Origin of the sequence: Oceanobacillus iheyensis HTE831, assembly GCF_000011245.1 — a bacterium.
In the GTDB taxonomy this organism is placed as follows: Bacteria; Bacillota; Bacilli; order Bacillales; family Amphibacillaceae; genus Oceanobacillus; species Oceanobacillus iheyensis.
This window is the reverse complement of the sequence record NC_004193.1, coordinates 1,253,020-1,267,514: the sequence shown is the minus strand read 5'-3', so window position 1 is coordinate 1,267,514 and position 14,495 is coordinate 1,253,020. Positions and strand designations below refer to the sequence as shown.

At 34.7% G+C, this 14,495-nt stretch carries 13 protein-coding genes and 1 other annotated feature; of the genes, 3 read left to right on the top strand and 10 right to left on the bottom strand.

Going from position 1 to position 14,495, the window contains the following annotated elements:
• Positions 1-230 precede the first annotated feature (230 nt).
• The 4 genes from pepF to spxA form a co-directional block, all read right to left on the bottom strand.
• The gene (pepF, locus tag OB_RS06380) at positions 231-2,039 is read right to left on the bottom strand and encodes an oligoendopeptidase F (RefSeq protein ID WP_011065615.1); all 1,809 of its coding nucleotides are present in this window, start codon (positions 2,037-2,039) and stop codon (positions 231-233) included.
• 69 nt (positions 2,040-2,108) lie between these two features.
• Entirely contained in the window at positions 2,109-3,281 is a 1,173-nt protein-coding gene (locus OB_RS06375) for a competence protein CoiA (protein ID WP_011065614.1), read from the bottom strand.
• Between the two features lie 89 nt (positions 3,282-3,370).
• A complete protein-coding gene (mecA, locus tag OB_RS06370; protein WP_011065613.1) occupies positions 3,371-4,072 on the bottom strand; it encodes an adaptor protein MecA in 702 nt (233 codons plus the stop codon).
• A gap of 475 nt (positions 4,073-4,547) precedes the next feature.
• Positions 4,548-4,943: a transcriptional regulator SpxA gene (spxA, locus tag OB_RS06365; protein ID WP_011065612.1), complete on the bottom strand. Its 396-nt coding sequence runs from the start codon at positions 4,941-4,943 to the stop codon at positions 4,548-4,550.
• Positions 4,944-5,304: 361 nt separating this feature from the next.
• On the opposite strand from spxA, the gene OB_RS06360 reads away from it, so the two are divergent.
• A complete protein-coding gene (locus OB_RS06360; RefSeq protein ID WP_011065611.1) occupies positions 5,305-5,646 on the top strand; it encodes a P-II family nitrogen regulator in 342 nt (113 codons plus the stop codon).
• A 23-nt stretch (positions 5,647-5,669) separates the two neighbouring features.
• The gene (locus OB_RS06355; RefSeq protein WP_011065610.1) at positions 5,670-7,040 is read left to right on the top strand and encodes an ammonium transporter; all 1,371 of its coding nucleotides are present in this window, start codon (positions 5,670-5,672) and stop codon (positions 7,038-7,040) included.
• Between the two features lie 144 nt (positions 7,041-7,184).
• Here the strand turns inward: OB_RS06355 and OB_RS06350 are convergent, their stop codons facing one another.
• Positions 7,185-7,778 (bottom strand): GNAT family N-acetyltransferase, encoded by a 594-nt coding sequence (locus tag OB_RS06350; protein ID WP_011065609.1) that lies wholly within the window; start codon positions 7,776-7,778, stop codon positions 7,185-7,187.
• Between the two features lie 188 nt (positions 7,779-7,966).
• The gene (locus OB_RS06345) at positions 7,967-9,187 is read right to left on the bottom strand and encodes a putative glycoside hydrolase (protein WP_011065608.1); all 1,221 of its coding nucleotides are present in this window, start codon (positions 9,185-9,187) and stop codon (positions 7,967-7,969) included.
• A gap of 498 nt (positions 9,188-9,685) precedes the next feature.
• Positions 9,686-9,861, top strand: a binding site (T-box leader).
• Between the two features lie 51 nt (positions 9,862-9,912).
• Here OB_RS06345 and trpS point away from each other — a divergent pair.
• The gene (gene trpS, locus OB_RS06340; RefSeq protein WP_011065607.1) at positions 9,913-10,896 is read left to right on the top strand and encodes a tryptophan--tRNA ligase; all 984 of its coding nucleotides are present in this window, start codon (positions 9,913-9,915) and stop codon (positions 10,894-10,896) included.
• Between the two features lie 60 nt (positions 10,897-10,956).
• Here trpS and OB_RS06335 read toward each other — a convergent pair whose 3' ends face one another.
• The 4 genes from OB_RS06335 to OB_RS06320 all read right to left on the bottom strand — a co-directional run bounded on the left by OB_RS06335 (position 10,957) and on the right by OB_RS06320 (position 14,347).
• Entirely contained in the window at positions 10,957-11,718 is a 762-nt protein-coding gene (locus OB_RS06335; RefSeq protein WP_011065606.1) for a YjbA family protein, read from the bottom strand.
• A gap of 79 nt (positions 11,719-11,797) precedes the next feature.
• A complete protein-coding gene (locus OB_RS06330) occupies positions 11,798-11,998 on the bottom strand; it encodes a hypothetical protein (protein WP_011065605.1) in 201 nt (66 codons plus the stop codon).
• A 141-nt stretch (positions 11,999-12,139) separates the two neighbouring features.
• Entirely contained in the window at positions 12,140-13,378 is a 1,239-nt protein-coding gene (gene fabF, locus OB_RS06325) for a beta-ketoacyl-ACP synthase II (RefSeq protein WP_011065604.1), read from the bottom strand.
• 30 nt (positions 13,379-13,408) lie between these two features.
• Positions 13,409-14,347: a beta-ketoacyl-ACP synthase III gene (locus OB_RS06320; protein ID WP_011065603.1), complete on the bottom strand. Its 939-nt coding sequence runs from the start codon at positions 14,345-14,347 to the stop codon at positions 13,409-13,411.
• Positions 14,348-14,495 lie beyond the last annotated feature (148 nt).

The window sequence follows — 14,495 nt, the reverse complement described above, 5'->3', positions numbered from 1 at the left end:
TTGAATTTACTTGCTATGTTAGAAATGATGCCAATGTATTTTACAGTCCCCCTTTTCATCATTTGTATCTATTTAACTTTACAATCTATTAGTAAAATGAATACCTCATATCGATAACCTGAGAGACAGCCAGGAGATCTGAGAACACAAAGGGATATCTTTTGCTATATCACACATGTAACTGACAGAAACATAAAAAAGTTCGAGTCTATACACTCGAACTTTTTTTATTAGCCTAATAATTGTTCCATCTCAGCTAGTTTCTCTTCAAAGACATCTAAAGCATCTAATATTGGTTGTTTAGACGTCATATCAACACCAGCTTTTTTCAGTACATCAATCGGATCTTCACTACTACCTGATTGTAAGAATTGCAGGTAACGATCAACTGCCCCTTCTTTTCCTTCTAATATATTGTGTGCTAGAGCAGTAGCAGCAGAGTAACCTGTCGCATACTGATACACATAATAATTGTAATAGAAGTGAGGGATTCTAGCCCACTCTAATCCGATATATTCATCGGAGACTACATCTTCACCAAAATATTTCTTATTTAACTCATAATAGATCTGAGTGAACTTTTCAGCCGTTAACGCTTCGCCTTCTTGATCCAGTTTATGAATCTCATGTTCAAATTCAGCAAACATTGTTTGACGGAACACGGTACCTCTGAATCCTTCTAAGAAATGGTTAAGGATATATAGCTTTTCTTTTTCGTCTTCTAAATGATTTAATAAATAATCATTTAACAACGCTTCGTTTGTTGTAGAAGCAACTTCTGCCACGAAGATCGAATAATTACCATAACGAAATGGTTGATGCTTTCTTGAGTAATAACTATGCACAGAATGACCCAATTCATGAGCGAGTGTGAATGTATTATTAATATCATCCTGCCAATTCATCAAGATATAAGGATTTGTCCCATAAGCACCGGAAGAATAAGCACCACTTCTCTTCCCTTTATTTTCTTCAACATCTATCCAGCGATTTTCGAAGGCTGATTTTAATACTTTTTTATAATCATCACCAAGTGGCTCTAAACCTTTTAATACAAAATCTTGCGCTTGGTCATATGATACTTTCATTTTTACATCTTTTACTAGTGGCGTATAAAGATCATACATATGCAACTCATCTAATTCCAATACTTTTTTTCGCAACTTAGTATAACGATGAAGTAATGGTAATCGTTCATTTACTGCTTCTACTAAATTATCGTACACTTCTTCCGGAATATTATTATCATCCAAAGCAGATTGTCTAGCACTTTCATAATTGCGTACTTTTGCGCTAAAGTTGTGCGCTTTAACAGTGCCACTTAAAGTTGAAGCAAATGTATTTTTAAAGCTTTCGTATGTTTGGTATACAGCTTCAAACGCATTTTTTCTAACGTTTCTATCTTTTGATTCTAAAAATGTAGAATATCTTCCATGCGTTACTTCTACCTCTTCGCCATCTTCATTTGTAACTGATGGGAATGTTAGATCTGCGTTATTAAGCATTCCAAAAGTTTGTGATCCTGTAGACATTGGCTCAGATGCTTGTGCTAGTAACGCCTCTTCTTTTTCACTTAAAACATGTGGACGCTGTCTATTAATGTCTTCAAGAACTTTCTTATATTGTTGCAAACCCTCATGATCATCTAAAAACTGTTGTAACTTATTTTCTTCAATGGAAAGAATTTCGGGAACAATATAACTTAGATTACTGGAGGCAATAGTTATTAAGTTCTCAGCTTGTGCATTTAATCCCTGGTAAAAAGAGTTTGTCGTATCTTGATCATAACGCATATGTGCATACGTATATAACATGCCAAGACGCTGAGAAAGCTCATCTTGCATTTTAAATAAAGAATACAAGGTATCGGCAGACTCATGTAATTTCCCTTTAAATTCAGTTATCTTAGGAAATTCTTCTCTTAATGATTTAAGTTCTTCTTTCCAAGCGTCATCACTAGCAAAAATATCCTCCAATTTCCAAGTAAGGTCTGTAGGTATTTCATCTCTTTTAGGTAATTGTTTTGTCGCTTTACTCATGTGTACTCCTCCTTATCTTCTCTCAACATAGTATATTACTTAGTATAACGAAATAATGTACAATCATGCTCACATTTTGCCCTTTTTTTCCAAAAATAAATTACTTATCATTATTTCATCACCTTTAAGCGCTTCTTCTAAATGAACATACTTGTCTACATTCTTTAATTTAACATACGTAGTATTTGAGGTCCTTTTGAAATAACCGAGGATTTCAAGATTTGTTAAAAATGAATGTATGGCAGAGAAATTCTGATGCACATTTGGTAATTGATTCATCATACTTTTATCTAATAGCTTTGTGCATCTCGATATTGTAAGTGTATCAGACACAGCAATATGCTGAATGAGTTTTATACATAATTCTGTTTGCCAAATCCAAAAAGGGGTATGCATATGAATTTGCCACTTATTTGGCAAAAAGCAAATACTAGGTAGGTATTGAAAAATAATGCCTTGCTCATATAATTTTCTTCTCCAGTTCATTTCTTTACCTGGATGAGTAATCGGTGTATTACGTATTCGTTGAAGTTGTTTCGTCCAGTGTTGGGGAAACTGCTCAGAAATAGGAGCTTCTTTGAAGATACTTTGGAATGAAATGGTTTGTATTAGAGAAATGTTAATCGTAGTGAAAGCTTTAGTGTATTGATACGCGTAAATATGTGATAGTGAGGCAAAACGTCTGGAAGCTGGATCGAAGAAATATAAGACAGGATTTTTTTGTTTCGGAAATTGATGTATACAAGATAGAAGAAAGGAATTTAATTTAATTTGATTACTTCCCAACCTATTAAAATGATTCATACCAACAATCCAAATAACATGAAGATTAATTTGATTATATGCACTTGTTCTCTCCGCGATTTCTTCTGCAGAAATTTTCGTGCATTGAAATTCAATAATGATTATCTTATTTAATACTTTTATCACTAGGTCAGCTCTTCGGTTAATTTGCGGAAAATAAACTTCAAGGTCAACCTCTATATTTTGATTAGATAACCATTGATAAAGTTCATACTTCCCCATCTCATGATACATCCCTTCTCCATTCCCGAGTCTACAGTTTGAATGTGGTAGGTGTGAAAAATGAGGGATGACTTTGCTACCTGATCGAATAATTACTTTAGAGTGACAAGTAGGACAATAAAATGCTTCTTTATATTGCTTCCACAGTATTATATTTCTTTCAGGTTCACGGAACAGTATAATGGATTTACCATGTTTATTTATTGCTTTTTGCACTACATTAATTCACCTCCCTAATTACTTATTTCGACATGTTTTAGAAAAAACCTCCAAAAAAAATAAACAAACTCTTTTAAAGAGATTGTTTATTTCAAGCGTAAGGGAAAATGTTTCCTAATATTGGTGAAGGTATCGTTTTCCATTACTTTCTTTCCGTATTCTTCTAAAACATGAATGGAAACAGATGAATCAGATGAATACTCAAGTACCTGACTAATTACATCTTCTTGTCGATTATCATCTAACACATCATACGAGAATTCCATATACAAGTAGTATTGGTTGTTATAGAAATATAATGTCTCTTCTCCAAAGTTAGATATATCTTCAAATTGATGACTTAATTGAATTAAATCCTCAAAATCATCAAACTCGACAATAATCCATAAGTTATCTTCCTCTAACTCGTCGTCTTCACTATCAGATTCTTCAGATTCATTAAGGTTCTTACCGAATTTATCCCCGAGAATACTTTCTATTTTTTCATCAACAGGGATATCTACACTTCCATCTTCTGTATCTAATTCTAGATTTTCACCATTTTTAGACACTTTTGCTTTCGTAACGATAATTTCTAAACCTTTTTCCATTGCCTGAACCTGTATCCATAAAGGTCCTTCTGGATTAAAATCTTCTCGATAATTCACTTCATCCATCATTTGCCAAAAAAGTTGCTCACTTCTTTCGCGATTGTACCAAATTTCTTCTCTTTCAAAACCAAGCTCTTCTATATCTAAATAAGAAATGTAAAACTTAATTGTATTTTCATTTATTCTTTCTATCTCCATATTCACGCTCTCCCTTCTTGATTATAGAAGCTATCCGCTACCTTCCCACATGTGCATCAAGCGTGTATAAACTCATTTACACAAAACTATTTATAATGCATGTACCCGTTAACTTTCTTTTTTAATCTTTAAATGATTCCTTACCTCTATTGTATGATAGTGTACGGAACGATGGAAATTAATATGCCTATCTTTTTTGATTTTTATTTTCCATTATTTTTCCCACATGTAACCGGTAGTAGTACCTCCACACACTTTTGATAATGAATCACACTAAATGCAATGCTAATTACGCTTTTTATATTAGAATGAATTGCTAGTTAGTTATTCTAACGCATTTCGACATGTTTGTCATTTTATCTAACTGTATCAAGATCACCTATTTATATTAAGGCCCGCCAATCACCAAATTAAAGAAACGACACAGGACGATTCCCATGTCGTTTCTTTGGTTTGATACTCTTTTCTTTTATATTTAATTAACCATACGTTGCGCTTCACGCAATTGGAATGTACGAACTGTTCTTGGTAAGAATCGACGAATCTCATCTTCATTATAACCAACTTGAAGACGCTTCTCATCTAATATAATCGGCCTACGCAACAACCCAGGATTTTTCTGGATTAGATTGAATAAGTTTTTCATTGGCAGTTGATCAATATTTACATCCAACTTCTGGAATACTTTTGATCTCGTGGAAATAATCTCATCCGTGCCATCCTCTGTCATTCGCAATATTTCTTTTATTTCATCGAGACTTAATGGCTCGGAAAAAATATTACGCTCAGTAAAAGGTATGTTGTGTTCTTCCAGCCACGCTCTTGCTTTCCTGCAGGAAGTACAGCTTGGTGAGGTATAAAGTGTTACCATGTAACTTCACTCCTCAATCTAATATATATTTTCGAGTTTTTTAACTAACTTATTAAATTAAAATTAGTCTAAATAACTCATATGTAGTTATTATACTACAAGTAGTTACCAAAAGGTAGGGGGTACAACTAAAAATCGCTTAATTGTTTTAGATTATTCTCATTTACAAGTAACATTCCCGATGCGTTTAAAAATTAAACCCCTTTTTCAAACTAAATTCGTAAAAATGCTGAAAACGTTTTCTTCGAAATTTTCTAAAAACAAAGTAAAAAACACTTGCAAAACACTTATAAAACATTTATGATAATTTACATAACCAAAGATGTTAGGAAATCTAACATTAATATTAAGGGGTGGAGTAATGAAAAAATTGGAAGCAATTATACGTCCAGAAAAATTCCAGTCTCTTCGTGATGAGTTATCTTCAATTGGAATTGGTGGTTTAACTGTTACTGAAGTAGCAGGTACAGGAAAGCAAAAAGGCCAAACAGGGGTTTATCGCTCGACAGAGTTTCAAATTCAATTATTATCCAAATTGAAAGTAGAGATGGTGATTGAAGAAAGTCAATTAGAAGAAATTGTTGATATTATCATTAAAAGCTGTAAGACAGGTAATATAGGAGACGGTAAAATTTTTGTCTCTCCTGTAGAAGAAGTTATTCGAATTCGTACTGGCGAACGTGGTATGGAAGCTGTTTTATAAATTATAAAGGGGGATAACAAAACATGTTGAAGAAAAGTTTTCTTATATTTACAGCACTGTTACTTTTAGCTACTCCAGTTTACGCAGCGACACCTACACCTGAATCGTTAGAGCTTTCTGTTAACCTAATTTGGGTAATGCTTGGTGCGTTTTTAGTATTTTTTATGCATGCAGGATTTGCTATGGTAGAGTCTGGCTTTACTAGATCCAAAAATACCTTAAATATCTTGATGAAGAATTTCTTAACAATAAGTGTTGCATCTATATTATTTTTCTTAGTAGGTTATGGTATTATGTTCGGTTCTTCTGCCGGATCCATTATAGGTAGTGACGGATTTTTACTAAGCGAAATTAGCGAAATAGACTTTTTCGTATTTCAAGCTATGTTTGTTGCCACTTGTGCAACAATTATATCTGGAGCTGTAGCAGAACGAATTAAATTAGGTAGTTATATCCTTATTGTTGCGGCAATGACCACAATCATATATCCAGTTGTTGGACATTGGGTGTGGCAAGGTGATGGATGGTTAACCTCACTAGGATTTAGTGACTTCGCAGGGTCTACTGTAGTTCACCTAACAGGTGCTGTGGGAGCTTTCGTAGTAGTACTAATACTCGGTCCTCGTATCGGAAAATACAAAGGGAAGAAAGTTAATGTTATCCAAGGCCATAATTTACCTTTAGGAGCTCTAGGTGTTTTTATCCTTTGGTTAGGTTGGTTCGGCTTTAACGGTGGCAGTACTTTAGCTGCTGACCCATCACTAGTACCATATGTAATTGGAACAACCTTATTATCTACTTCTGCCGCATTAGTGTCATCCTCTTTATATACAAAATTACGATTTAAGAAAGTAGATGCATCATTATCCATGAATGGTGTACTGGGTGGATTAGTAGGTATTACTGCAGGTGCCGCAGAAATTTCTCTTGGGGGATCAATTATTGTCGGTCTAATTTCTGGTGTAGTACTTGTAGAAGGAATTCGATTCTTAGATACAAAATTACGTATAGACGACCCAGTTGGAGCTATTGCAGTACATGGAATTTGTGGTATATGGGGAACATTAGCCATAGGATTGTTCTCTGTTAATACCGGACTTTTCTACGGAAATGGTATTTCTCAATTGGGGATTCAAGCCATCGGTGTACTTGCTGTAGTTGCTTGGGTTGCTATTACAGCTGGTGGGTTCACTTATGTGATAAATAAAATATCTCAAATTCGCGTTTCAGAAGAAGAAGAAATTTCTGGACTTGATTTTGCAGAACACGGATCTAGTGCATATAATTTTAAAGAGAGTTTACTTGAAGGAACGGACAATAATTCATCAAGTGGTCTTGCAGAACGTTTAAATAATAATATTCCGATTGGTAAAACAAGTAACCAAAGTTCTTAAATCAGTCATTAACCAATAAATATCAATACCATATTGATGTTTAAATTATAGGAAAACGCAACATTCGGATTTCATAAAGAACAACCAATTAAAAAACCGAGTTACTCCTGAAATTAGGATGTAACTCGGTTTTTTTATCCTTTATCATTGAGATGATTTCTTTGTTAGTTCGTCCAATAAATTAGCTGCTTCTCGATTTTCATCATAGCTTAGCACTTCTTCAGATGATTGATATTCTTTCCCATAAATCTCCTTATCTTTGTATGTATGAATGTCTTCATACATTTGTTTCATCTGACCGTAAATCACTTCTTCAGAATCATCCTGAGGAGACCAATATAAAATTTCCATTGGTGTTTCTTCATTTGTTGCTAATGAACGGCGATTATAGCCAATTGACTGTGCATGCTTAAAACCTTCTCGATGATAAAAATGAAGGCGTTTTTCTGAATCAGAATCTTCATAATCGACTGGCTCTACCTCAAGTATAATCGGTTTTTGTTTATTTTTAAGTTTGTCTAATAATTTATGCCCTATTCCCTGCCCTCTTGTTTTAGCAGATACCCATACATAATCTATAAAAATAAATGTATCGAACTCCGCATACATCATTACATGTTGCGGACTTTCATCTTTAAAATATACATCGCCTTTTTCCTCGAGTAATAATTCCATATGTTTTTTTGATTTCATTTCCTCAACCGGAAAATAATCGTTTAATTTCTCATACCAATTCATTAATTTACCCCTTTTTTTGATTATTATCTCTCATTATATCTAAGTTCATTCAAGATGTTAAATGATATCCAGTTCTTTGTTCCATGTTCTAAGCTTGACTATACTTCCGACCTATCACTATATTCCCTTTTATAATGAACAAAAAACTCCCCTCTTAAAGTAGCTTTATGAGGAGAGTTTCACTTTACTTATTCATCTTTTCCAATTAAATAGTCTACATCTTTTGTGTATGTGTTACCTGAATTCCATAGTAAGAATTCGTTAATACCATTCTCATATAATGCTTGTATCTGTGCTTCCACTTCGCTCTTGCCATATTGGAAAGTAGACCCACTATATAACCATGGCGCTTCAAAATCTTGTAACCACGGTCTAGAAACTGGGGGTTCTTCTAATGCTCCTAAGACCTGATTCTCTACTTTTGAATACTCATCGATAAGATTATATGGTTCAGTATCAGGTTTTTCTATTCCAAAGTATGATGACCAATGACTAGGGTAAATCATCGATGAAATGATATCTACATTTTCGGAAATTCGAGAGAAGTTCTGTCCAATTCCTGGCGCTTCTTCTATCGTTGCAGCATAACCGAATATATCTACAGATACATCAACATCATAATCACTTAGTTCTTCTTTAGCATAAGCGACAAAATCCGAAACCGCTTCTACACGTTTCTTTATGTTATTCATATCCAAGTCTTTATAATCGCCAAGAGTGTACTTTAATTCTTCATCTTTCGTTTCAAATCCTTCTGGGAAGCGTACATAGTCAAATTGAATCTCCTTAAATCCCATCTCAGCTGCCATTTTTGCAACTTCTATATTATAATCCCATACTTCTTGCTCAAAAGGATTAACAAAAGCCTCTCCTTTTCCATTCTCCCAAACTTCTCCATTTTTCGTAAAGGATAAATCTGGACGTTTATGAGCTAATACACTGTCCTTAAACACAACGACACGAGCTATCGGATATATTTGTTCCTTCTCTAGTCGTTTCATCATTTGTTCAGGATCAGAAATAACATTTGTTGCCATATCTTCATAAGGAGATCCTTCTTCAGGTATAAAGGTAAGATTTCCATGATCTTCTTTCACATCAATAACCATTGTATTTAAAGCTGTTGAATTCACAAAATCAATTAATGAATTAAACCTCTCGCCTCCTGCAGAATTCCCTGTTACATAAATTCCTCGTACTGCATCAGGATACTCAAAGTTATATCCGGAATCAAAAGAAAAACGCGCTATTCTTTGTGATGTATCTATTACTTGTAAGTTGGTCGATCGTTCTTTATGTAGACTTGCTTCAACATTAATTTCCTCTGCTTTTGTCGAATTTCCAAATATCATGCTAATAAATAATGTTACCGCGAACACCCCAATAAACTTCTTTTGCCAATTCCGCATATAAATCAATCTCCTGTATGTATGATATTTTAAGTATATAGGAAAAAAAACTACATTTAAATGGTAAAATGATTTCCACTAAAAAATTTTTTCTTTGTTCATTCATTTTTATATTTAGGATTTTTTGTATAAAATCCAAACAATCTGCTTTTTTTTTCGAATATATACGACACTTTTCGCAGGATTCAACGTATTACAATATTTACTGCCATTACTACTCTTTAATGAATGTACCTAGGAGAAATAAACTGCCTATATTTCGTTTATTAATATATACTCTGCTTAGCTTTTCCTTCTATTCCCTTATTATGTTCATTGGAAACACTAAAGCAGATAATTCTACATTTTTCATATAATTATATTAGAAGCATTTGAGACAAAAAAAGAGCTGCTGTATAGACCGGAAGTTAGCAATATAAGAGCGATTCTAGAACTAAAAAACTTTGATTTCTTCTTGCTTTTTCTTTTCACTATGGATATAATAGTAAAAAACTAATATACGAAGCATTGAAGAAGATGTAGTACTATTTGCCCAATGATGAATAGAGAACTTGTGGTTGGTGAAAACAAGTATCAAGGTAAATAGGAATTGGACTTTGGAGCTTATTTAATGAAGTGATCTTGTGTACAATGCAAGATAATAAGGGTGGCAACGCGGTTCATTCGTCCCTAGATATGGGGAGAATGGGCTTTTTTTAATGAATAAATTTATTGAGGTGATTGAAATGAAAACAATTTTTTCTGGTATACAACCAAGTGGTACATTAACACTTGGAAACTATTTAGGAGCAATCCAACAATTTGTGGAATTACAAAACGATTATAATTGCTATTTCTGTATTGTGGATGAACATGCTATAACCGTACCACAAGATCGACTTGAGTTACGTAAGAATATTAAATCATTAGCAGCATTATACATTGCATCAGGAATCGATCCAGATTCTTCTACACTTTTTATTCAATCTGAAGTACCAGAACATACTCAATTAGGATGGATGTTACAATCAATAAGTTATGTTGGTGAATTGGAGAGAATGACTCAATATAAAGATAAATCGCAAGGTCAAGAAGCGATTTCTTCTGCTCTTTTAACTTATCCTTCGCTTATGGCAGCTGATATCTTACTCTATAATACGGATGTTGTCCCTGTTGGAGATGATCAAAAACAGCATTTAGAATTAGCTCGAAATCTTGCGCAACGTTTTAATAATCGATTCAATGATATCTTTACTGTACCTGAAGTACGAATTCCCAAAGTCGGTGCACGGATTATGTCTCTTCAAGAGCCTACTAAAAAAATGAGTAAATCCGATACAAATCAAAAAGGTTTTATCTCTATGCTTGATGAACCTAAACGAATTGAGAAAAAGATTAAAAGCGCTGTTACTGATTCAGAAGGAATTGTAAAATTTGATAAGGAAAATAAACCTGGAGTATCGAACCTACTGACCATATATTCTAGTTGTACTGGTGAATCTATCGCTGATCTAGAAAAGAAATATGATGGTAAAGGCTATGGTGATTTCAAACAAGGCGTAGCAAATGCTGTAATTGATACACTTCGCCCTATTCAGGAGAAATATGAGCAATTAATCCAATCAGATGAATTAGACGCCATCCTTGATCAAGGTAGAGATAAGGCATCTTTCTCGGCTGGAAAAACAATAAAGAAAGCCAAAAAAGCCATGGGTTTAGGAAGAAAATAAATCCGCATAAACAAAATAGGTTTCCTTGTTCTCACAATCGCGAACAAGGAAACCCATTTTTTATTTTTGATTGGAAGTATGCTGTTCATTACCCATTTCCGCTTCCCACATTCGTTCTAAAAATGCCTGTCCACGAATTAGTTTACTGCATAAATCTTCATGAGCACTGCTCCACCCATGCTTTACTCCATCATATAGCGCAGTCCACACTTGCTCTTCATCCATATAACGAATAGATGGATATTGTTTTGGATCCCATTCTGTTAACCAATAACGTAATTCTTCTTTATTATTCGTAGTTCGTAATTGATCTAATCCAATCATTAATAACTGTTTTAATTGTCGTTCTTTTCGGGTCAAACCAAAGACATATTCCGGAGGCATCGAAAGCATATGGTACTCTTTGTCATGTATCTTATTATCGAATTCAAAATTCTGTGGTTTATTATTTTCTATCATGTCATAGACCAATTGTTCTTGACGAGGAATTAAGCGACTTTTACGAATTGGGATATAATAACCTACTGTATCAAACGCAAGTATATTATCCCCGTCAGTTACAACAGCAGCATATTCAACAACTGTTCGCTTTTGTCCTTTTCTTGTATAGCCTCGCTTATAAATCGTATCTAATAAAGACTTTGGCAGGTCATGCATATCGTTCTCAATGTAGTGTAATAGTTCTTTACTTATGTAAAGCAATGGCACCTGGTCAAGTAATTCAATCGTATCTTCTTTTCTCCATTCATGGAAATGACAGACATTATATCCGTTTTCTTCACCTTCAAACCAATTCACCCAAACATCGTGTAAGTACAACATATCTCAGCCCTCACTTTTATACCGTTTTAAGATACATTATGGCCATCAGAATAAAATTTTATTCGAGAACTGCATGTATTTATTTTGGATATCGTTGGAGAGTTATTAACATCAGACTTACACCAACAGGCAAAAAATAACATTCAACTCTACCAGCGACAAAAACAAAATAATCTATCCACGATAATCCAGCAGGTAAGAAATTCATATATGCAATCATCGTAACTCCGCCCGTTACCGCCATTCCAAAACCTACTAAGAACAGGAATACATACCCCATCTAATCGCCTCTCATCTGCTTGTCCAAAATATACTCTATTCTATGTTTAAAAACAGAAAAGAATGCTAGATTTCCCCAAAATTAAAAAGAGATCAAGGTAATTTATACCCCAATCTCCTTTTAAAAACATATAGCATACGATTATTTCACAAATTTTTTAAATACCAAGGCAACGTTATGTCCGCCAAAACCTAATGAATTACTTACCACCGCATCTACTGTTTGTTTTCTTGCTTCATTTGGTACATAATCCAAATCACAATCTGGATCAGGCGTTTCATAATTAATCGTCGGCGGAATTATACTATCTTGAATTGCTTTAATAGATATTACCGCTTCAATTCCACCAGCAGCTCCTAATAAGTGGCCAGTCATCGACTTCGTAGACGAAATTGCTAAATCACTTGCATGGTCACCAAATACAGCTTTGATTGCTTGCGTCTCATATTTATCATTTAAATCTGTGCTTGTTCCATGAGCATTCACATACTGTACATCCGAAGGTTCTAGATTAGCATCTTTTAACGCTATTTGCATTGCTCGGGTTGCACCCTCGCCATTCTCTGCAGGCGCAGTGATATGATAAGCGTCTCCAGTGGCACCATATCCTACTATCTCTCCATAAATCGTCGCATCTCTTTGCAGGGCAGATTCTAAAGACTCTAATATCAAGATCCCTGCTCCTTCTCCCATAACAAATCCGTTACGATTTTTATCAAAAGGTCTACTTGCTTTTTGTGGATCCTCATTTGTAGATAACGCTTTTGAAGAAGAGAATCCAGCGAATGCCATATCTGATATCGGAGCCTCTGTACCGCCCGAAATCATAATATCTGCATCTCCACGCTGAATAGCCTTGAAAGCATCACCGATAGAATTGGCACCAGATGCACATGCTGTAACCGAACAAGAATTAATTCCCTTCGCTCCTAATTGAATCGAAACCTGACCAGCAGCCATATCTGGAATCATCATCGGTACAAAGAAAGGACTTACGCGTTTTGCGCCTTTCTCCATGAACTTGGTATGTTGGTCTTCCCAAGTCTTCATACCACCAATACCAGATCCAATCCATACACCTACTCGTTCAGCGTTCGCTTCATTAATGGTTAAATTAGCATCTTCTACAGCCATTTTAGCAGCAGCAACTGCATATTGTGTAAATGGATCCATTTTACGTGCGTCTTTTTTATCCATATACAGTGTAGGATCAAAGTTTTTCACTTCTGCCGCTACCTTTGCTGGAAATAAATCTTTATCCACCTTTGTAACAAAATCTATTCCTGATTTTCCTGTCGTAACACTTTCCCACATTTCATCTACATTATTGCCCACTGGGCTTAATGCTCCTAGTCCCGTAATAACAACTCGCTTATTCAATGTTTTATATCCTCCTTCCAAAATAACCGGTTACTTGCCCCAACGAAGCGCAACAGCTCCCCAGGTTAAGCCTCCACCAAAACCAACTAATACTATTAAATCATTATCTTTTATTTTACCCTCTTTTACTGCCTCAGATAAAGCCATAGGTATAGATGCAGAGGAATTATTTCCAAATTTCTCTATTGATTTGGCCATTTTATCTTCAGAGATACCTAACCTTTCTCTGGCAGCTTCCATTATACGAATATTCGCCTGATGAGGGACTAGATAGTCTACATCGTCACGTGATAAACCTAACTGTTCAATAACGTTTACAGTAGAATCTGGCATTTGACGCACTGCAAATTTATATACTTCCCTACCATTCATGATAATGTGATCATCATGATTCAGATATAATTCTTTTGCACCTGCACCATTTGCACCTAACTCAAATGAAAGGATACCTTTGCCCTCACCTACTTCACCAACTACTGCTGCGCCTGCGCCATCTCCAAATAATACACATGTGGTACGATCAGACCAATCAGTAATTTTAGAAAGTTTCTCTGCACCTACTACCAGTACATGTTTGTAAGCTCCTGTATCAATAAACTGTTTAGCAGTAATCAAACCATACATAAAACCAGCACATGCAGCACTCACATCCATAGCAGCTGCATTCTTCGCTCCTAGTTGGTCCTGAATAATACAAGCTACAGATGGAAATGATGTGTTTGGTGTAACCGTTGCTACTAATATTAAATCAATATCTTCTGCCGCCAAATTTGCTTCTTCTAATGCTCCAAGAGCTGCGTGAAAAGCCATATCAGAAGTGTCAACTTCTTCTGTTGCTAACCTTCTTTCCCTTATACCAGTTCGAGTACGAATCCATTCATCATTCGTATCTACGATTTTTTCTAAATCATTATTTGTAACAACATTTGTTGGCAAGTAATGTCCGGTTCCTAATATACCGATATTCATTTCACAGCTCTCCCCTTTATACTCATAATTACTATCAATTATTATGACTTGGTACTAATTTTAATGTATAAAAAACAAAAAAGCAAGTGAATAACTTATCGTATACTAATTGCAAATGAAATACAAAAAGCTCTATATTAAGCTTTTT